At 69.0% G+C, this 19,621-nt stretch carries 17 protein-coding genes and 1 riboswitch; of the genes, 12 read left to right on the top strand and 5 right to left on the bottom strand.

What is annotated here, in order from left to right; translation table 11 throughout:
- The first annotated feature begins 178 nt into the window (after nucleotides 1–178).
- Nucleotides 179–1,339, top strand: coding sequence for a hypothetical protein (locus OHS33_RS10065; protein ID WP_330330043.1), 1,161 nt, complete (start codon nucleotides 179–181; stop codon nucleotides 1,337–1,339).
- A gap of 93 nt (nucleotides 1,340–1,432) precedes the next feature.
- Here OHS33_RS10065 and nadA read toward each other — a convergent pair whose 3' ends face one another.
- Nucleotides 1,433–2,620 (bottom strand): quinolinate synthase NadA, encoded by a 1,188-nt coding sequence (gene nadA, locus OHS33_RS10060; protein ID WP_330330042.1) that lies wholly within the window; start codon nucleotides 2,618–2,620, stop codon nucleotides 1,433–1,435.
- Nucleotides 2,621–2,941: 321 nt separating this feature from the next.
- Between nadA and erpA the strand changes: the two genes are divergently transcribed.
- Nucleotides 2,942–3,298, top strand: a complete 357-nt coding sequence (erpA, locus tag OHS33_RS10055) for an iron-sulfur cluster insertion protein ErpA (RefSeq protein ID WP_214949940.1) — start codon at nucleotides 2,942–2,944, stop codon at nucleotides 3,296–3,298.
- A 104-nt stretch (nucleotides 3,299–3,402) separates the two neighbouring features.
- Here erpA and OHS33_RS10050 read toward each other — a convergent pair whose 3' ends face one another.
- The gene (locus OHS33_RS10050) at nucleotides 3,403–4,947 is read right to left on the bottom strand and encodes a hypothetical protein (RefSeq protein WP_330330041.1); all 1,545 of its coding nucleotides are present in this window, start codon (nucleotides 4,945–4,947) and stop codon (nucleotides 3,403–3,405) included.
- A gap of 85 nt (nucleotides 4,948–5,032) precedes the next feature.
- Nucleotides 5,033–5,269, bottom strand: coding sequence for a hypothetical protein (locus OHS33_RS10045; protein ID WP_330330040.1), 237 nt, complete (start codon nucleotides 5,267–5,269; stop codon nucleotides 5,033–5,035).
- Nucleotides 5,270–5,401: 132 nt separating this feature from the next.
- Between OHS33_RS10045 and OHS33_RS10040 the strand changes: the two genes are divergently transcribed.
- The gene (locus tag OHS33_RS10040) at nucleotides 5,402–6,376 is read left to right on the top strand and encodes a carbohydrate kinase family protein (RefSeq protein WP_330330039.1); all 975 of its coding nucleotides are present in this window, start codon (nucleotides 5,402–5,404) and stop codon (nucleotides 6,374–6,376) included.
- Between the two features lie 594 nt (nucleotides 6,377–6,970).
- Here the strand turns inward: OHS33_RS10040 and OHS33_RS10035 are convergent.
- The gene (locus OHS33_RS10035; protein ID WP_330330038.1) at nucleotides 6,971–8,362 is read right to left on the bottom strand and encodes a cysteine desulfurase/sulfurtransferase TusA family protein; all 1,392 of its coding nucleotides are present in this window, start codon (nucleotides 8,360–8,362) and stop codon (nucleotides 6,971–6,973) included.
- A gap of 294 nt (nucleotides 8,363–8,656) precedes the next feature.
- On the opposite strand from OHS33_RS10035, the gene ctaC reads away from it, so the two are divergent.
- The 4 genes from ctaC to OHS33_RS10015 all read left to right on the top strand — a co-directional run bounded on the left by ctaC (nucleotide 8,657) and on the right by OHS33_RS10015 (nucleotide 13,119).
- Nucleotides 8,657–9,631 carry an aa3-type cytochrome oxidase subunit II gene (gene ctaC, locus OHS33_RS10030; RefSeq protein ID WP_330330037.1) on the top strand — a complete coding sequence of 325 codons (975 nt, stop codon included), beginning with the start codon at nucleotides 8,657–8,659 and terminating at the stop codon, nucleotides 9,629–9,631.
- Nucleotides 9,628–11,358 carry an aa3-type cytochrome oxidase subunit I gene (gene ctaD, locus OHS33_RS10025; protein ID WP_330330036.1) on the top strand — a complete coding sequence of 577 codons (1,731 nt, stop codon included), beginning with the start codon at nucleotides 9,628–9,630 and terminating at the stop codon, nucleotides 11,356–11,358. The genes ctaC and ctaD overlap by 4 nt, the downstream gene beginning before the upstream one ends.
- Nucleotides 11,355–11,753, top strand: a complete 399-nt coding sequence (locus OHS33_RS10020; protein WP_330330035.1) for a cytochrome c oxidase subunit 4 — start codon at nucleotides 11,355–11,357, stop codon at nucleotides 11,751–11,753. The genes ctaD and OHS33_RS10020 overlap by 4 nt, the downstream gene beginning before the upstream one ends.
- Nucleotides 11,754–11,871: 118 nt before the next feature.
- Nucleotides 11,872–13,119: a L,D-transpeptidase gene (locus OHS33_RS10015; protein WP_330330034.1), complete on the top strand. Its 1,248-nt coding sequence runs from the start codon at nucleotides 11,872–11,874 to the stop codon at nucleotides 13,117–13,119.
- Nucleotides 13,120–13,241: 122 nt separating this feature from the next.
- On the opposite strand, the gene OHS33_RS10010 is transcribed toward OHS33_RS10015, so the two are convergent.
- The gene (locus OHS33_RS10010; RefSeq protein ID WP_330330033.1) at nucleotides 13,242–13,643 is read right to left on the bottom strand and encodes a hypothetical protein; all 402 of its coding nucleotides are present in this window, start codon (nucleotides 13,641–13,643) and stop codon (nucleotides 13,242–13,244) included.
- 176 nt (nucleotides 13,644–13,819) lie between these two features.
- On the opposite strand from OHS33_RS10010, the gene ctaE reads away from it, so the two are divergent.
- From ctaE to trpD, 5 genes are all read left to right on the top strand, one after another.
- On the top strand, nucleotides 13,820–14,440 hold the full coding sequence (gene ctaE, locus OHS33_RS10005) for an aa3-type cytochrome oxidase subunit III (protein ID WP_330330032.1): 621 nt from the start codon (nucleotides 13,820–13,822) through the stop codon (nucleotides 14,438–14,440).
- A gap of 76 nt (nucleotides 14,441–14,516) precedes the next feature.
- Nucleotides 14,517–15,326 (top strand): cytochrome bc1 complex diheme cytochrome c subunit, encoded by an 810-nt coding sequence (gene qcrC / locus OHS33_RS10000; protein WP_330330031.1) that lies wholly within the window; start codon nucleotides 14,517–14,519, stop codon nucleotides 15,324–15,326.
- Nucleotides 15,323–16,381, top strand: a complete 1,059-nt coding sequence (qcrA, locus tag OHS33_RS09995) for a cytochrome bc1 complex Rieske iron-sulfur subunit (protein WP_330330030.1) — start codon at nucleotides 15,323–15,325, stop codon at nucleotides 16,379–16,381. Before qcrC ends, qcrA begins: the two co-directional genes overlap by 4 nt.
- Complete coding sequence (gene qcrB, locus OHS33_RS09990; RefSeq protein ID WP_330330029.1) at nucleotides 16,378–18,006, top strand: cytochrome bc1 complex cytochrome b subunit; 1,629 nt, start codon at nucleotides 16,378–16,380, stop codon at nucleotides 18,004–18,006. The genes qcrA and qcrB overlap by 4 nt, the downstream gene beginning before the upstream one ends.
- 145 nt (nucleotides 18,007–18,151) lie before the next feature.
- The gene (gene trpD, locus OHS33_RS09985) at nucleotides 18,152–19,216 is read left to right on the top strand and encodes an anthranilate phosphoribosyltransferase (protein WP_330330028.1); all 1,065 of its coding nucleotides are present in this window, start codon (nucleotides 18,152–18,154) and stop codon (nucleotides 19,214–19,216) included.
- An 88-nt stretch (nucleotides 19,217–19,304) separates the two neighbouring features.
- A riboswitch (SAM riboswitch) is annotated at nucleotides 19,305–19,421 on the top strand.
- Nucleotides 19,422–19,621: the final 200 nt, after the last annotated feature.

Genomic DNA, 19,621 nt, shown 5'->3' with positions numbered 1-19,621 from the left:
TGTCCGATGACGTAGGATTTCGGGGCCCGGCCCGACTGCCCGGTCCGACCGCCCGGTCCCTCCATCCCCTCTGCTAAGGACTACGTTGAGCGCGATATCCGCCCCGCCCACGGACACCGTGAGGCCGTCGGGTCAGCAGGGCCGGCCGGCGAAGAAGCCAGGTGGCGCGGCGTCGTGGATGCGCCATCACGCCAACCGGTTCGGCCCGGCCGTCGGCGTCTACGCGACGGTGAAGCTGAGCGGGTTCGTCTTCTTCATGTACCTGCTGCACTTCTCGGCGGAGTACCGCAAGAAGCCCCTCGGCAACGGGGGCGGCGCCCGGCCGTGGGACGTCCTGAGCACCTGGGACGGCGCGTACTACCTGGACATCGCCGCCAAGGGGTACCACCCGCAGGTGCTGGGTCCCGGCATCGAGGCCGTCCCGAACTCCTCCGCGTTCTTCCCGCTGTACCCGGGGCTGATGCGCGGCGTGTCGGAGGTCACCGGCCTCGGCGTCTACGGCGCGGGCATCCTCGTATCGGTGCTGGCGTCCCTGTTCGCCGCCGCGGGCATCTACGCGGTGGTCTCGCTGATGAGTTCGCCCAAGGCGGGCGTCGTCGCGGCCGGACTGTGGGGCCTGCTGCCCGGCTCCGGCGTCGAATGGGCCGTCTACACCGACTCGTTGTTCGTGGCCCTGGCGGCCTGGGCCTGCTACTGCGTCATGACCCGGCAGTGGATCCCGGCCGGTGTGCTCGCGCTGGTCAGCGGCTTCAGCCGGCCGACGGCGGCCGCGGTCATCGGCGCGGTCGGACTGGCGGCGCTGATCGCCCTGTTCCAGCGCAAGGACGGGATCGCCCGCCCGCTGACCGCCATGCTCATCGCCCCGTGGGGGTTCATCGGCTACATCCTCTGGGTGGGCTACAAGATGAACGACCTCGGCGGCTACTTCAAGATCCAGCGCGCCTGGGAGCACTACTTCGACGGTGGCCGGTTCATGCTGAAGGCCATCCCCGAGATCATGATCGGCCGCTACCACTACCTGTGGGCCTGGGGCATCGCTGACCTCTTCAGCCTCATGATGCTGATCGTCCTGCCGGTCCTGCTCATCCTGTTCTTCCGGCTGCGGCCGCCGCTGGTCCTGGTCGTCTTCACCCTGCTGACGATCGCCTCGACCGTCACGAGCCAGCAGATCGTCTCCAACGTGCCGCGCTACCTGCTCCCGGCCTTCCCGCTGTGGATCGCCCTGGCGATCCCGCTCAGCCGGCTCAAGTGGACCTCGCTGGCGCCGATCCTGCTGATCATGGGCGTCGCGGCGGGCTGGTACGGGGGCTTCGTGACCTTCCAGCTCGGGACGCCGTAACGGCCCACCCGGGCCGCTGACCGTACGAACGGCGAAGGGCTGCACCTCGTGGGAGGGGCGGCCCTTCGGCGTGTCCGGGGACCGGTTGACCGGTTACGGGAGGGCGAGCATGCGCTCCAGGGCGAGCTTCGCGAAGCTCTCGGTCTCCTTGTCCACCTGGATCTGGTTGACGAGGTTGCCCTCGGCCAGGGACTCCAGGGTCCACACCAGGTGGGGGAGGTCGATGCGGTTCATCGTGGAGCAGAAGCAGACCGTCTTGTCGAGGAAGACGACTTCTTTGTCCTCGGCGGCGAATCGGTTCGCCAGGCGGCGGACCAGGTTCAGTTCGGTGCCGATGGCCCACTTGGAGCCGGCCGGGGCCGCTTCCAGGGCCTTGATGATGTACTCGGTGGAGCCGACGTAGTCCGCCGCCGCGACGACCTCGTGCTTGCACTCCGGGTGGACCAGGACGTTCACGCCGGGGATGCGGGCGCGCACGTCGTTGACCGAGTCGACCGAGAAGCGGCCGTGCACGGAGCAGTGCCCGCGCCACAGGATCATCTTGGCGTTCCGCAGCTGCTCGACGGTCAGGCCGCCGTTCGGCTTGTGCGGGTTGTACAGGACGCAGTCGTCCAGCGACATGCCCATGTCGCGGACGGCGGTGTTGCGGCCCAGGTGCTGGTCCGGGAGGAAGAGGACCTTCTCGCCCTGCTCGAAGGCCCAGTCCAGGGCCCGCTTCGCGTTGGACGACGTACAGATCGTGCCGCCGTGCTTGCCGGTGAAGGCCTTGATGTCGGCGGAGGAGTTCATGTACGAGACAGGCACCGTGACGTCGGCGATGCCGGACTCGGTCAGCACGTCCCAGCACTCCGCGACCTGCTCGGCGGTGGCCATGTCGGCCATGGAGCAGCCCGCGGCCAGGTCCGGCAGGACGACCTTCTGGTCGTCCGTGGTCAGGATGTCCGCGGACTCGGCCATGAAGTGGACGCCGCAGAAGACGATGTACTCGGCCTCCGGCTTGGCGGCCGCGTCCTTGGCCAGCTTGAACGAGTCGCCGGTGACGTCGGCGAACTCGATGACCTCGTCACGCTGGTAGTGGTGGCCGAGGATGAAGACCTTGTCCCCGAGCTTCTCCTTGGCCGCGCGGGCGCGCGCCACGAGGTTCGGGTCCGACGGCGAGGGCAGGTCGCCGGGGCACTCCACCCCGCGCTCGCTCTTGGGGTCGGCCTCGCGGCCGAGCAGCAGCAGGGCAAGGGGCGTCGGCTGGACGTCCAAAGGCTGGGCGGTGGTCACGACACGCACCCTTTCTGTTCTGCGACAAGGGACTTCTGAAGAGAGACGTCCGAGGGACTCACTGCGAACTCACTGCGACTTCTCGTCTATTTGACGTTATCTATGATAGCCGCTTCACGTCACTTTGACGATGCCGATAGTGTCGATGTGACGCATTCGCCCGGCGGCCCTCAGGGGGCCCGCCCCGGCGCGCCGGTGTGCGAGCATGAATATCTGGAACAAGCGCCGGACCCGGAATGAATCGGCGGCCGCGCTCGTTGCCACCGACGGCAAGAGTCCGACGTTTCCCTGCCCCCGCCGGGAAGCCGCCCACTTCGGGAGTGAATGCAGATGTCCGTTCAGGACGAAAAGACCACTGTGAGCGACGGCATCCTCCTGTCCGACGCCGCCGCCGAGAAGGTCAGGACCCTGCTGGAGCAGGAAGGCCGCGAGGACCTGGCGCTCCGCGTCGCCGTCCAGCCCGGCGGCTGCTCCGGCCTGCGCTACCAGCTCTTCTTCGACGAGCGCTCCCTCGACGGTGACGTGGTCAAGGACTTCGACGGCGTCAAGGTCGTCACGGACCGGATGAGCAGCCCGTACCTGCACGGCGCGTCCATCGACTTCGTCGACACGATCGAGAAGCAGGGCTTCACGATCGACAACCCGAACGCCACGGGTTCCTGCGCCTGCGGTGACTCGTTCAGCTAAACCCTGACGTGTGACACACGTGACAGAGGGGCCCTGCCGTCGGACTGACGGCAGGGCCCCTCTGTCGTGGGCCCCCTCTGGCGTACGCGCCCGTACGTGTCCGCCTACTGCCGGGGCAGCGGCTTGCCCGTGGTCCCGTCGACCACCTTCCGGTTGCCCAGCGGCTGCTCCAGCGTCACCGTCACCGACATCTCCTTGGCGAGCATGATGCAGGCCCCGCCCGGGTTCGTCGGAGTGTCGGTGATCTTCACCGTCACCGCCTCGGCGCTCTCCCGGGCCTCGGCGGCGTACGTACTGCACGCCCCGCCCCAGAAGTTCACCGTCAGCTTCCGGTCCGCCCCGGAGTACGAGAACCCGGGCACCGTACGGCCCGGCTGCGGCGCGGTGGCTCCGTCCCGCGCGGCGGGCTGGGACACCGTACGAGCGGCGCCGCCCCCGTTGCCCGCCACCTCGAAGAGCCATGCGGGCACCAGCCCGCGGCCACCGTCCACGGTCCCCGCGGCCAGACCCAGCACCGCCGAGCGGACCGTCTCCGTACGCGGCGGCTTCATCGGGCGCGGCTCCGGGTTGCACGGCAGGGTGTCGGTCGGCCCGACCGCCGTGTCCGGCTCCAGCGGTACGGACGTCGCGCACCCGCCCGGCCCGGTGCCGGAGCCACCGCCCGAGGCGGCGTTCAGCCGGTCCAGGGCCTCCTTCGCGCCGACCACCGGCTGCTCGGCGGACCGTACGGGCGCCTTCAGCTCGCCGGTCCCCGCCACCACCTGGCCGTCCGGGCCCACGCTCACCGTGCTCTGCCAGCCTTGCGTGGGCAGCCCGCCGACCACCGGGTCCGCGGTCACCACCCGCACCGAGCCGCGGACCTGCCGGGCGTCCAGCTTCGCGCCGTCCTGGCCCGCCGCCGCGAGCAGCGGAGCCGCCGCGGCCTTCGCCGCCTCCTCGCTCACCGCAGTGCCCGCGGGGGAGGCGGGACCGGCCGCCGTACCGGATGCGGGTGCCTGGCCCGCCGCCGGGGCCTGTGCGCCGTCGCCGCCGGGGAGGGTGGCGGGCCCGCAGGTGTCCTTGCCGCGCACGCAGTTGTCCGAGCCGCCCGCGAGGTGCCGGGTGAAGTTCCAGGTCCCGGGCGCCTTGAGGGTCACCTGGAGGCGAGGCCCGGACGGGTCGCCGACCACACCCGCCTGCCAGAAATCGCCCTCGTGCCGCGGGGTGCCCGAGATGCCGAGGGCCGTCGCGAGCCGGGCCACCTCGGCCTCGGTCACGTCACCGCCCGCCGCGAAGGACGGCGCGCTGGCCGGACCCTGCGGGAGGGGGCCGTCGGCCCGGTAGGTCACCCCGGAGCCGGACGGATCCGGTTCCCCCGGGGCGATGCCGGGAGCGGAGGGGCCGACGGAACCCGGGGAGCCGGGGGAGGCCGCCCGGCCCGCGTCGCGCGCGGACATGGACGCCTCCGCGGCGCCGGTGCCGGTGCCGCCGTAGGCCGTGGACGCCCAGTACGCCGTGCCGCCCCCGGCGAGCAGCACGGCGGCCGCGACCGAGGCGACGGCCCAGCGGGGACGCCGTCGGGCGCCGCCCGGCCGCACCGCCGCTTCGGCCACCTCGGTCACTGCGGCCGGTTCGGTGTTGTCAGTCGGACCGGAATGCTCGGTGGTCACCGCATCGCTCCTTTGCCTGCCTCGCCGTCGTGATGCGAGTGGGACGGAACAGGAGCGGAACCGGTTCCCCGGACCTTCGGGTGAGTCAGTATCCGTACTGCGCGGTGGAGGCGATGAGCCGCGCGGAGGCGGGCGGCACGCTCACCCCGTGGATCTGCGAGGGCGCCACCCGGGCCGGGCGGGGGCCCGCCGGGACCGACCAGTGGGGGGCCATCCGGGCACAGTCGCCCAGAAGCCGGACGAATCCTGGCTGACGAGAGACTTCCGTGGTCCGCTCGGGAGCGGTGTACTGCGGGTACCCGAAGCCATCCGTGTAGGTCATGACGGCACCGTAAGCAGCAGTCTCGGTGCGAAGAAAGACCTACTACGGGGTAGTTTCGGCCGGTCGGCCGTTCGCCGTCGACCGGGTAGCTTTGACTGTCCCCTTGCCGCCCCTCGCAGGAGCATCCACGCCGTGCGCATCGCAGTCACCGGCTCCATCGCCACCGACCACCTCATGACCTTCCCCGGCCGCTTCGCCGACCAGCTGGTCGCGGACCAGCTGCACACGGTCTCCCTCTCCTTCCTCGTCGACAACCTCGACGTGCGACGCGGCGGGGTCGGCCCGAACATCTGCTTCGGTATGGGGCAGCTCGGCAGCCGCCCGGTCCTCGTCGGCGCCGCCGGCTACGACTTCGACGAATACCGCGCCTGGCTCGACCGCCACGGCGTGGACACCGAGTCCGTACGGATCTCCGAGGTGCTGCACACCGCGCGCTTCGTGTGCACCACGGACGCCGACCACAACCAGATCGGCTCCTTCTACACCGGCGCCATGAGCGAGGCCCGGCTGATCGAGCTGAAGGCCGTCGCCGACCGCGTGGGCGGCCTGGACCTCGTCCTGATCGGCGCCGACGACCCCGAGGCGATGCTGCGCCACACCGAGGAGTGCCAGACGCGGGGGATCCCCTTCGCCGCCGACTTCTCGCAGCAGATCGCCCGCATGGACGGCGAGAACATCCGCACCCTCATGGAGGGCGCGACGTACCTCTTCTCGAACGAGTACGAGAAGGGCCTCATCGAGTCGAAGTCCGGCTGGACCGACGCGGAGATCCTGGCCAAGGTCGGCACCCGGGTCACCACGCTCGGCTCGAACGGCGTGAAGATCGAGCGCGTCGGTCACGACCCGATCGTGGTCGGCTGCCCCGAGGAGACCGCGAAGGTCGACCCGACGGGTGTCGGCGACGCCTTCCGTGCGGGATTCCTCACGGGGCTGGGCTGGGGGGTCGGGCTGGAGCGGGCGGCGCAGGTCGGCTGCATGCTCGCGACGCTGGTCATCGAGACGCTGGGCACCCAGGAGTACACCCTGGCCCGTGCCCACTTCATGGAGCGCTTCGCCAAGGCCTACGGCGACGAGGCCGCCGCCGAAGTCCAGGCCCACCTGTCCTGACCCCCGGGGGCGGAGCCCCCTCCGCCCCCGCCCCTCAGCCTGCCCTCAATCGCCGGGCAGGCTGAGGACGCCCTCAATCGCCGGGCGGGCTGAAGATGCCCTCAATCGCCGGGCGGGCTGGGGTATGCGCTGGTCGGGATGGGTGTGCCCTCAATCGCCGGGCAGGCTGGGGTAAGCGCTGGTCGGGATGGGTGTGCCCTCAAGCGCCGGGCGGGCTGAGGATGCCCTCAAGCGCCGGGCGGGCTGGGGTATGCGCCGGTCGGGCTGGGTGTGCCGTCAACCGCCGGGCGGCTGAAGACGCCCTCAAGCGCCGGGCAGGCTGGGGTAAGCGCCGGGCGGGGCTGGGGACGTGCCGCGCGGGCTGGGTTTTGCCCTCCGGGTGACCTCGGCCCGATCTCAGCCTCGCCGGCGTTTGAGGCGCCGCCGGAGGCAACAGAGGCCCAGCGCAGCGGCACCCGGACCCGCCCGCGCAGCGGCCCACCCGCGCCCGCAGCGCCATCGGCACCCGGACCCGCGCCCGCAGCGCCAGCGGCCCGCCCGCGCCGGAGCGCCACCCGGGCCCGCGCAGTGCCAGCGCCAGCGGCACCGGCCCCCTCACACCACCCTTCGCACCGTGTACGCGACCCCCACGCCGCCGGGGCCAGGGGCTTCGCCCAGGTATTGCTGGCCGCGCATCGCGCACCAGGCCGGGATGTCCAGCCGGGCCACCTCGTCGTCCGACAGGACCGTCACCGTCCCGCCGACCGCCACGCCCCCGATCGCGTTGCCCAGCTCGATCACCGGCTGCGGACACCGCATCCCGAGCGCGTCGACCACGAGGGAGTCCACCGGGCCCGCCGCGGCCGGCGCCGGCGCCGGCGACACGCCGAGCCGGGCCCGTACGCCCGCCACCACCCCCGGCAGCACGTCCAGGAAGCCGTTCACGTCCTCCGCGGTCGTGCCCGCCGGCAGCGAGACCCGGACGTTGCCCTCCGACAGCACTCCCATCGCCTTGAGCACATGGCTGGGGGTGAGCGTCGAGCTGGTGCAGGAGGACCCGGACGACACCGAGTACCCGGCCCGGTCCAGCTCGTGCAGCAGGATCTCCCCGTCGACGTAGAGGCAGGAGAAGGTGACCAGGTGCGGCAGCCGCCGCAGCGGATCGCCGACCACTTCCACGTCCGGGACCAGCCGGGCCACGCGTCGCCGGATCCGGTCCACGAGGACCCGCAGCCGCTCCGACTCGGCCGCGGCGTCCGCCCGTACGGCGCGCAGCGAGGCCGCGGCGGCCACGATGGCCGGGATGTTCTCGAAGCCGGGGGAGCGGCCCGACTCCCGTTCCCCGCCGGGGCCTTGGGGTGCGAAGCGGACCCCCTTGCGGACGGCGAGGAGGCCGACTCCGGCCGGGCCGCCCCACTTGTGCGCGCTCGCGGCCAGCAGCGACCACCCCTCGGGCGCCGGCCCCCACGGCAGCGACTGCGCCGCGTCGACGAGCAGCGGCACCCCCGCGGCCCGGCAGCGCTCGGCCACTTCGGGCACCGGCTGGACCGTCCCCACCTCGTGGTTGGCGGACTGCAGGGCGGCCAGCGCGGTGTCCGGCCGCAACGCCCGTTCGAACACCTCCGGGTCGACCGCGCCGCCGCGGTCGACCGGCACTTCGGTGAACGCGCCTCCGCGTGACTCGACTGCCGCCGCCGAATGGAGGACAGAACTGTGTTCGACCGCGGACACCACGAGGTGCGTTCCGACGCGCCGACGGCCCGCCAGGGCGCCCTCGATGCCCGCGTGAACGGCGTGCGTCCCCGAAGGAGTGAAGACGAGTTCGTCCGGACGGCACCCCACCGCCTCGGCCGCGGCCTCCCGCGCCGCGTCCAGCAGCAGCCGGGCCCGCCTGCCCTCCCGGTAGAGCCGGGCGGGGTCGGCCCAGCCCTCGTCCAGCGCGGCCTGCAGGGCCTGCCGGGCGACCGGGTGCAGCGGAGCGGCGGAGGCGACATCGAAGTACGGCATCCGCTCACGCTATCCGCAGGGCCCGCGCGGGCGGACGTCCCCCGAGGTCAGGGCCCGTCAGATAGCCTCCGGACACCGCCATTCAGGGGCAGACGGACCTTCCCCCGTACGGCGGAGCCACCCCTTCGGGGGCAGTAGCGGCGCGTTGGGCACCCTCCCCGCGCGACCCCAAATAGCGTCCAGTAGGGTTTGGTCCGCATAAACATCCAAACCCCTGCCTGCGTCAGGGCCGGCGACCGACCCGAACACGGCCGCGGCCGACCGCGCGGGCCGAGACTCTCGGGAAGGCGCTACGTGAGTCCCTACGGCTCCGACCGCTCGCCGCGGCGCCCGATGCGGCGGAAGCTGCTGCAGGCGCTGACTGCGGGCGTGGTCCTGGCGACCGCCACTGGTTGCTCGTATTCATATAAAGACTTCCCCAACCTCGGTATGCCGGATCCGGTCACCAAAGAGGCGCCGATCATCCTCTCCCTGTGGCAGGGGTCGTGGGCGGCCGCTCTCATCACGGGCGTCCTGGTCTGGGGTCTGATCATCTGGAGCGTCATCTTCCACCGGCGCAGCCGGACGAAGATCGAGGTTCCGCCGCAGACCCGGTACAACATGCCGATCGAGGCGCTGTACACCGTGGTCCCGCTCATCATCGTCTCGGTGCTGTTCTACTTCACCGCGCGTGACGAGTCGAAGCTGCTGTCCCTCTCCGCGAAGCCGACGCACACGATCAACGTGATCGGCTTCCAGTGGAGCTGGGGCTTCAACTACGTCGAGAACGTCGACGGCGACGCGGCGACCCCCAAGGCGGGCACGGTTCCGAAGGAACTGGCCTCCCTCCCGGACCGCTACACCAAGGACTTCCCGGCAGGTTCCGAGGGCGTCTACGACAAGGGCGTTCCTGGTTCGCGCAACCCGGACACCAAGAACCCGGGTCCGACCCTCTGGCTCCCCAAGGGCGAGAAGGTCCGCTTCATCCTGTCGTCCAACGACGTCATCCACTCCTTCTGGGTGGTCCCCTTCCTGTTCAAGCAGGACGTCATCCCGGGCCACACCAACGTCTTCGAGGTCACCCCGACCCAAGAGGGCACCTTCATGGGCAAGTGCGCCGAGCTCTGCGGCGTCGACCACTCCCGGATGCTCTTCAACGTCAAGGTCGTCTCCCCGGAGGCGTACCAGGCGCACCTGAAGGAGCTGGCGGAGAAGGGGCAGACCGGTTACCTCCCGGCCGGCATCAAGCAGACCGACCCGGCCCGCAACGCTGAGGTGAACAAACTGTGAGCATCCTCAACCAGCCGCAGGGTGCCGCCGCGGACTCGTATGAGAACGAGCTGCCGGTACGGCGCAAGCAGCCGGGCAATGTGGTCGTGAAGTGGATGACCACGACCGACCACAAGACCATCGGCACGATGTACCTGGTCACGTCGTTCGTGTTCTTCATCATCGGCGGGATCATGGCGCTCTTCATGCGCGCCGAGCTGGCCCGTCCGGGCACGCAGATCATGTCGAACGAGCAGTTCAACCAGGCGTTCACCATGCATGGCACGATCATGCTGCTGATGTTCGCCACCCCGCTGTTCGCCGGCTTCGCGAACTGGATCATGCCGCTGCAGATCGGCGCGCCCGACGTGGCGTTCCCGCGGCTGAACATGTTCGCGTACTGGCTGTACCTCTTCGGTTCGACCATCGCGGTGGCCGGCTTCGTCACCCCCTCGGGTGCCGCCGACTTCGGCTGGTTCGCCTACTCCCCGCTGTCGGACGCCGTCCGCTCGCCGGGCATCGGCGCCGACATGTGGATCATGGGTCTGGCCTTCTCCGGCTTCGGCACGATCCTCGGTTCGGTCAACTTCATCACCACGATCATCTGCATGCGCGCCCCCGGCATGACGATGTTCCGCATGCCGATCTTCGTCTGGAACGTGCTGCTGACCGGTGTTCTGGTCCTGCTCGCCTTCCCGGTGCTCGCCGCCGCGCTCTTCGCGCTGGAGGCCGACCGCAAGTTCGGTGCGCATGTGTTCGACGCGGCCAACGGCGGCGCGTTGCTGTGGCAACACCTCTTCTGGTTCTTCGGACACCCAGAGGTGTACATCATCGCCTTGCCCTTCTTCGGGATCATTTCCGAAGTGATCCCGGTCTTCTCGCGCAAGCCGATGTTCGGTTACATCGGCCTGATCGCCGCGACGATCGCGATCGCCGGCCTCTCGGTGACCGTGTGGGCCCACCACATGTACGTCACCGGTGGTGTGCTGCTGCCGTTCTTCTCGTTCATGACCTTCCTGATCGCGGTACCGACCGGTGTGAAGTTCTTCAACTGGATCGGCACCATGTGGAAGGGCTCGTTGTCCTTCGAGACCCCGATGCTCTGGGCAGTCGGCTTCCTGATCACCTTCACCTTCGGTGGTCTGACCGGCGTCATCCTGGCCTCGCCCCCGATGGACTTCCACGTCTCCGACTCGTACTTCGTCGTCGCGCACTTCCACTACGTCATCTTCGGCACCGTGGTCTTCGCGATGTTCTCCGGCTTCCACTTCTGGTGGCCGAAGTTCACGGGCAAGATGCTGGACGAGCGCCTGGGCAAGATCACCTTCTGGACCCTGTTCGTGGGCTTCCACGGCACGTTCCTGGTGCAGCACTGGCTGGGTGCCGAGGGCATGCCGCGTCGTTACGCGGACTACCTCGCCGCCGACGGCTTCACCGCGCTGAACACGATCTCGACGATCAGCTCGTTCCTGCTCGGCCTGTCGATGCTCCCCTTCATGTACAACGTCTGGAAGACGGCGAAGTACGGCAAGAAGGTCGAGGTCGACGACCCGTGGGGTTACGGCCGCTCGCTGGAGTGGGCGACGTCCTGCCCGCCGCCGCGGCACAACTTCCTCACCCTGCCGCGGATCCGTTCCGAATCCCCGGCGTTCGACCTGCACCACCCGGAGATCGCGGCCCTCGACCACCTGACGGACCACGCCGTGGCTCCCCAGGCGGTCACCGGTGGCAAGGAGGCCGGCAAGTGAAGATCCAGGGCAGGATGTTCCTCTGGCTCTCCCTGTTCATTCTGATCATGGCCGTCGTGTACGGCGTGTGGTCGAAGGAACCGGTCGGAACCACCGCTCTCTTCCTGGCCTTCGGCCTGAGCGTCATGATCGGCTACTACCTGGCCTTCACGGCCCGGCGCGTGGACGAGATGGCCCAGGACAACCTGGAGGCCGATGTCGCGGACGAGGCCGGCGAGCTGGGATTCTTCTCCCCGCACAGCTGGCAGCCGCTCTCGCTGGCCATCGGTGGCGCCTTCGCCTTCATGGGCGTCATCTTCGGCTGGTGGCTGATGTACTTCTCCGCGCCGCTGATCCTGATCGGTCTGTGGGGCTGGGTGTACGAGTACTACCGGGGCGAGAACGCCAACCAGTAGGACGGCAGCACCGCGCGTAACCCACTTGGGGCCCGGACACCTCGTCAAGAGGAGTCCGGGCCCCTCGTTTGCAGTCACCCCGCGCGCCGTAATTGTCATATCTTCATAGCGTGGTCTCATGAACCACTCACCGCGTCTTTGGACGGTAATCGGCTGCTCCCTGCTGGTCGCGTCCCTCGGGGCCGGCGCCACCGCATGCGGGTCCGGCGACACCAACCCGCTGTCTGCCCGCCCCTACGACGCGGGCGACGAGGTCGCCTTCAACCAAGCGTCGGGCGGCCGCCCCGTCGACCCCGACCGCCCGCTGGAGGTCACCGCCAAGAAGGGCGACGGCCGGATCACCGACGTGAGCGCCGTCGACACCCACGGCCGCCGCCTCGCGGGCGAACTCTCCGCCAAGGGCGACCGCTGGCACAGCACCGCGCCGATGGCCGCGGGCGTCCGCTACACCGTCATCGTGGGCACGGAGGACGAACGCGGCGCCCAGGGGCAGCGCACGCTGAGCTTCGAGACCACCCCGGCCAAGAAGGTCGTCCACGTCGAATTCGGCCCGGAGGCGGGCAAATACGGAGTCGGCCAGCCCCTGACGGCCGAACTGACCGAACCGGTCAAGGACAAGGCCGCCCGCGCCGTCATCGAACGGGGCCTGATCGTGGACGCCCCCGACAACGTCCAGGGCGCCTGGCACTGGGTGGACGACAAGAAGCTCCACTTCCGGCCCAAGGACTACTGGCCCGCCAACACCACCGTCTCCGTACGGAGCAACCTGGAGGGCGTCAAGATCGCCGACGGGCTCTACGGCGCCGCCGCCAAGTCGCTCACGCTGGAGATCGGCGACCGCGTCGAGGTCACCACCGACGCCTCCTCGCACTACCTGACCTTCAAGCGCAACGGAGAAGTGATCAACACCATTCCGGTCACCACCGGAAAGCCCGGCTTCTCCACCCGCAACGGCGTCAAGGTCGTGCTGGGCAAGCAGTACTACGTCCAAATGCGCGGAGACACCGTCGGCATCGGCGGCAGCGAGTACTACAACCTCCCCGTGTACTACGCCACCCGGGTGACCTGGAGCGGTGAATACGTGCACGCCGCGCCGTGGTCCGTCGGCTCCCAGGGCTACGAGAACGTCAGCCACGGCTGCACCGGCATGAGCACCGGCAACGCCGCCTGGTTCTACGAGAACATCAGCGAGGGCGACATCGTCCGTGTGATCAACAGCATCGGCGAGGACATGGACCCCTTCGGCAACGGCTACGGCGACTGGAACCTGGACTGGAAGGAGTGGCGCGAGGGCAGCGCCCTGCTCAAGGGCACCCAGGACGGGCGCAGTCCCGTCGACGCCGCCCGGCTGCGCCCCCAGGTCTGAGGCACCGTCGGATCACACCGGACACGCCCGGAACCGGGCCGCGCCAGACGCACAACGGCCCCTGGAAGCCCGTAGAAGGGCTCCAGGGGCCGTTGGCGCGATGACCGGGTGCTTCAGGTGCCTCAGGCGCTCACGGACAGCCGCGTCCGCAGTACGTCGGCCAGGGCCTCGGGGAAGTCCACCGGGTCGACCGGCAGGGTCACCGCCCGGTCGGCGCGGCTCCAGGTGGCCAGCCAGGCGTCCTGCGGGCGCCCGATCAGCAGCAGCACCGGGGGACACCGGAAGATCTCGTCCTTGATCTGCCGGCACACGCCCATGCCCCCGGCCGGTACGGCCTCACCGTCCAGCACACAGGCGTCGATGCCGCCCGCGTCCAGCTCCTTGAGGACGGCGTCCATGGTGGCGCACTCCAGGAACTCCACCGGCGGCAGGTCCGCTGCGGGCCTGCGCCCGGACGCCAGCCGCACCTGCTCCCGGGTGTTGGCGTCATCGCTGTAGACCAGAACCCGCGCAGTCGCCCGCATTTCGTTCCTCCACGTGTCACATGAATCACGTTGATGATGTCGCGGATGCTACTCCGTCCGACACCCTGTCAACATCGGTTCGCAGGGGCCTCTGATGGGCCGTTCGGGCCTTGCACACGCCCCGGACACTCCGAACGGCACCCCCCGGGGTGAGGGCGGGATAAGCGACCGACATAATGTCGGTCGTGGCGACAGCAACGACAGTAGATACCGGGCACGCGCACCCGACGGTCAACAGGCCGAACCTCGTCAGCGTCGGAACGATCATCTGGTTGAGTTCCGAGCTGATGTTCTTCGCGGCCCTCTTCGCGATGTACTTCACCCTGAGATCAGTGATGGGCGCCGAGCATTGGGCGGAACAGGCCGAGGCCTTGAACCTGCCCTTCTCGGCGACGAACACCACGGTCCTGGTGCTTTCCTCGCTCACCTGCCAGCTCGGCGTATTCGCAGCCGAGCGCGGTGACGTGAAGAAGCTCCGGACGTGGTTCATCATCACGTTCATCATGGGTGCGATCTTCATTGGCGGCCAGGTGTTCGAGTACACCGAGCTGGTCAAGAAGGATGGCCTGAGTCTCTCGTCAGACCCGTACGGCTCGGTGTTCTACCTGACCACCGGCTTCCACGGGCTGCACGTGACGGGCGGCCTCATCGCCTTCCTCCTGGTCCTCGGCCGGACGTACGCGGCCAAGAGGTTCACCCACGAACAGGCCACGTCGGCCATCGTCGTGTCCTACTACTGGCACTTCGTCGATGTCGTCTGGATCGGCCTCTTCGCCACGATCTACCTGATCAAGTAGCGAACACGTCGCCGGGCCCGACCCGGCACTCCATCCAGACACACCGACGCAGAAGATCCTGACACCGGGGTAATCCGTGAAAAAGCTCTCCGCACGACGACGCCATCCGCTGGCGGCGGTCGTCGTTCTACTCTTCGCCCTGGCGGTCACTGGGGGGCTGTACGCCGCCTTCGCGCCCGCGGGCAATGCGCAGGCCGACGAAACCTCCCAGTCCCTCGCCATCGAGGAGGGCAAGAAGCTCTACGCCGTGGGCTGCGCAAGCTGCCACGGGACCGGCGGCCAGGGTTCCTCTGACGGCCCGAGCCTGGTGGGTGTCGGCTCCGCGGCCGTCGACTTCCAGGTGAGCTCGGGCCGTATGCCCGCCCAGCAGCCCGGCGCTCAGGTGCCGAAGAAGCCCGTCATCTACACCCAGGCGCAGACCGACCAGCTGGCCGCGTTCATCGCGTCCCTCGGTGCCGGTCCGATCACGCCGACCGGGAAGCAGTACGACCCGGCGGGCGCGGACATCGCCGCGGGTGGCGAACTGTTCCGCAACAACTGCGCGCAGTGCCACAACTTCACCGGTGAGGGCGGCGCGCTGACGCACGGCAAGTACGCCCCCAACCTTGAGGGCGTCGAGCCGAAGCACATCTACGAGGCCATGCTCACCGGCCCGCAGAACATGCCCTCCTTCCCCGACAGCACCATGCCGGAGAAGCAGAAGAAGGACATCATCGCGTACCTCCAGAACGTGAACGGCGAGAAGTCGAACAGCCCCGGCGGCCTCAAGCTCGGTGGCCTCGGCCCCGTGTCCGAGGGCCTCTTCGGCTGGATCTTCGGACTGGGTGCGCTGATCGCTGTCGCCGTCTGGGTCGCGGCCCACACCGCTAAGGCCAAGAAGTCATGAGTAGCCAAGACATTCCCGAAGAGAAGCACCTGCCGAGCGAGCAGGGCGACGCGCACCACGGTGGCGTGGCAGTGGCGGACGACCCGTTCGCCGACCCGGGCCTGCCGGCCCACAAGCCCCGTATCCAGGACATCGACGAGCGGGCGGCCAAGCGCTCCGAGCGCACGGTCGCGATGCTGTTCACGCTGTCGATGCTGGCCACGGTCGGCTTCATCGCCTCGTACGTGACCCTGCCGGTCGACAAGATCGTGTTCATCTTCCCCATCGGGAAGGTGAGCGCGCTCAACTTCGCCCTCGGCATGACCCTGGGCACGGCGCTCTTCTGCATCGGCGCGGGCGCGGTCCACTGGGCCCGCACCCTGATGTCCGACGTCGAGGTCGCCGCCGAGCGGCACGAGATCGCCGCTCCGCCGGAGGTCAAGGCGCAGGTCCTCAAGGACTTCGCCGACGGCGCCAGCGAGTCGGCCATCGGCCGGCGTCCCCTGATCCGCAACACGATGCTGGGCGCGCTGGCCATGCTGCCGCTGTCCGCCGTCGTGATCCTGCGCGACCTGGGCCCGCTGCCCGAGGACAAGCTCCGCAAGACCCTGTGGGCCAAGGGCAAGCTGCTCATCAACTCCAACACGATGGAGCCGCTGCGTCCCGAGGACATCATCGTCGGGTCGCTCACCTTCGCCATGCCCGAGGGCCTGGAGGAGGACCAGCACGACTTCCAGACGCAGATCGCCAAGGCTGCCCTGATGATCGTCCGCATCAAGCCGGAGGACATCAAGGACAAGCAGGAACTGGAGTGGTCCCACGAGGGCATCGTGGCCTACTCGAAGATCTGCACCCACGTCGGCTGCCCGATCAGCCTGTACGAGCAGCAGACGCACCACGTGCTCTGCCCGTGCCACCAGTCCACCTTCGACCTCTCCGACGGCGCCCGCGTCATCTTCGGTCCCGCTGGTCACGCGCTTCCGCAGCTGCGCATCGGCGTGAACAGCGATGGCTTCCTCGAAGCGCACGGCGACTTCGAAGAGCCCGTCGGTCCTGCATTCTGGGAGCGCGGATGAGCACTGCCACTGAAACGACGGAGCGCAAAGCGCCTGCCGGCGAGCGCGTAGCGGACTGGGCGGACGGCCGCCTGGGCATCTACGGCCTCGCCAAGGCCAACATGCGCAAGATCTTCCCGGACCACTGGTCCTTCATGCTCGGTGAGATCTGCCTCTACAGCTTCATCATCATCATCCTCACGGGTGTGTACCTGACGCTGTTCTTCCACCCGAGCATGAACGAGGTCGTGTACCACGGCTCGTACGTGCCGATGCAGGGCGTCCAGATGTCCGAGGCCTTCGCCTCGACCCTGGACATCAGCTTCGACGTGCGCGGCGGTCTGCTGATCCGCCAGATCCACCACTGGGCGGCGCTGATCTTCGTCGCCGCGATGGTCGTGCACATGATGCGCGTGTTCTTCACCGGTGCGTTCCGCAAGCCGCGTGAGGTCAACTGGGTCTTCGGCTTCCTGCTGCTGTTCCTCGGCATGTTCACCGGTTTCACCGGTTACTCGCTGCCGGACGACCTGCTGTCGGGTACCGGTGTCCGCTTCATGCAGGGCGCCATCCTGTCCGTCCCGGTCGTCGGCACGTACCTGTCGATGTTCCTGTTCGGCGGGGAGTTCCCGGGCGGCGACTTCGTCTCCCGGTTCTACTCGGTGCACATCCTGCTGCTGCCCGGCATCATGATGGGCCTGCTGGTGGCCCACCTGATCCTGGTCTTCTACCACAAGCACACCCAGTTCGCGGGCCCCGGCAAGACGAACAACAACGTCGTCGGCATGCCGCTGCTGCCGGTCTACATGGCCAAGGCCGGAGGCTTCTTCTTCCTGGTCTTCGGTGTCATCGCGGCCATCGCGGCGATCGCCTCGATCAACCCGATCTGGGCCATCGGCCCGTACCGCCCGGACCACGTGTCCACCGGTGCGCAGCCCGACTGGTACATGGGCATGCCGGAAGGCCTCATCCGCGCGATGCCGGGCTGGGAGATCAACCTCTGGGGCCACACGCTGGTCCTGGGCGTGTTCATCCCGCTGCTGCTCTTCCCGCTGGTGCTCTCCTCGATCGCCATCTACCCGTTCATCGAGTCCTGGGTCACCGGGGACAAGCGCGAGCACCACATCCTGGACCGCCCGCGCAACGTCCCGACCCGCACGGCGTTCGGTGTCGCCTGGATCGCGGAGTACATCGTGCTCCTCATCGGCGGCGGCAACGACATGTTCGCCCAGTACTTCCACCTGTCGATCAACTCGATCACCTGGTTCGTCCGGATCGGCTTCTTCGCCGTCCCGGTCCTCGCCTTCATCGCCACCAAGCGGATCTGCCTCGGCCTCCAGCGCCGGGACCGGGACAAGGTGCTGCACGGTCGCGAGACCGGCATCATCAAGCGCCTGCCGCACGGTGAGTTCGTCGAGGTCCACGAGCCGCTCTCGCAGGGCAAGCTGCACACGCTCACCTCGTACGAGCAGTACAAGCCGATCGAGATCGGCCCGACGGTCGACGAGAACGGTGTCGAGCGCAAGGTGAAGGCCCTGGAGAAGCTCCGTGCGAAGCTCAGCAAGGGCTTCTACGGCGAGAACAACCAGATTCCGAAGCCCACGGCGGAGGAGTACAAGGAGATCCAGAGCGGCCACGGCCACCACTGACTCCGCATGACCGACTGATTTCGGTCAGTCTTCGCGTCGCCACGGCAAGAGCCCCGTCCAGTCACTGGACGGGGCTCTTTGCCGTCCGCTCCGCCTGGATAGGCTGGGGCCTCACCCATCGACTGTGGACCATCAGGAGCGGACCATGAACGTTGTGACCCCGGCAGGCGGCGACAGCGTGGCGGCCCGTACCTGGCCGGCCGTACTGGACGCCCTTCTCGACGGCCGCGACCTCGGCGCGGACGACACGGCGTGGGCGATGGACCGGATCATGCGCGGCGAGGCCACCAACGCCCAGATCGCGGGCTTCGTGGTCGCGCTGCGGGCCAAGGGCGAGACCGTGGCGGAGATCAACGGCCTCGTGCGGACCATGTACGAACACGCCAACCTGATCGAGGTCCCGGGCCGCACGGTCGACATCGTCGGCACCGGCGGCGACGGCGCCAAGACGGTCAACATCTCGACGATGTCCGCCATCGTCGTCGCCGGTACGGGCGCCAAGGTCGTCAAGCACGGCAACCGCGCCGCCTCCTCCTCCAGCGGCGCCTCGGACGTCCTGGAGAAGCTCGGCGTCAACCTCGACCTGAGCCCCGCCCGGGTGGTCGAGGTCGCGGAGGAGGCGGGCATCACCTTCTGCTTCGCCGTCAAGTTCCACCCGGCGCTGCGGTACGCGGCCACCGCCCGTAAGGAACTGGGCATCCGCACCACCTTCAACGTGCTGGGCCCGCTGACCAACCCCGCGCGGGTACGGTCCCAGGCGACCGGGGTCGCCGACCCCCGGATGGCCCCCATCGTGGCGGGAGTCCTCGCCGAGCGCGGCTCCTCCGCGCTGGTGTTCCGGGGCGACGACGGCTTCGACGAACTGACCACCACGGCGACCTCCCGGGTGTGGTGGGTGCGCGACGGCAAGGTCGCCGAGCAGGCCTTCGACCCACGCGACATCGGCATCCCGCTGGTCGACGTCTCCGCGCTGCGGGGCGCGGACCCCGCCTACAACGCGGACGTGGCCCGCCGCCTGCTGGCGGGGGAGACCGGACCGGTCCGCGACGCCGTCCTGCTCAACTCCGCGGCCGCCCTGGTGGCCCTGGACCCGGGCACCGGCACCCTGGAGGAGCAACTGGCCGCCGGCATCGTCCGCGCGGCCGAGTCGGTGGACTCGGGCGCGGCCCTGGCGGCGCTGGACCGCTGGGTGAAGGCCAGCAACGCGTAACCCTGCGAGGTGGTTTTGCGTCAGGCCCCGGTTCCGACATGCGGACCGGGGCTTGTGCGTGCCGGATCTTGTGGCAGGATGCTGACCAGGTCACGAGTGACAGCGTTTAGGCCCCGGCTTGCTGTCCGGCAACCCTCCTTCCGTGGCGGGGTGCCCCGGGTGATGACCAGGCCGTAGGCAGCGAGGCTTACGGCAAGCGCGGATCCCTCGATTCCAGGGGTCCTGGTCTCTAGAGGAGCGTTTTTCCGTGAGCAAGCGAATGCGATAGGGCGACTCGCCCCTTCTTCACCCCCGGAAACAGGGTCCTGTCCGCGTACCCCTCGGTACCTTCGACGCACCCCACCGTCTCCCGGGGCTTTCCCGTACCCCGCCGCACCCGGCCGCGTACGGGCCACTTGAAGCCAT

It is taken from the genome of Streptomyces sp. NBC_00536 (assembly GCF_036346295.1).
Taxonomy (GTDB): Bacteria; Actinomycetota; Actinomycetes; order Streptomycetales; family Streptomycetaceae; genus Streptomyces.
Note: the sequence above shows the minus strand (reverse complement) of the source record. Positions and strands in the feature narration are given on the sequence as shown.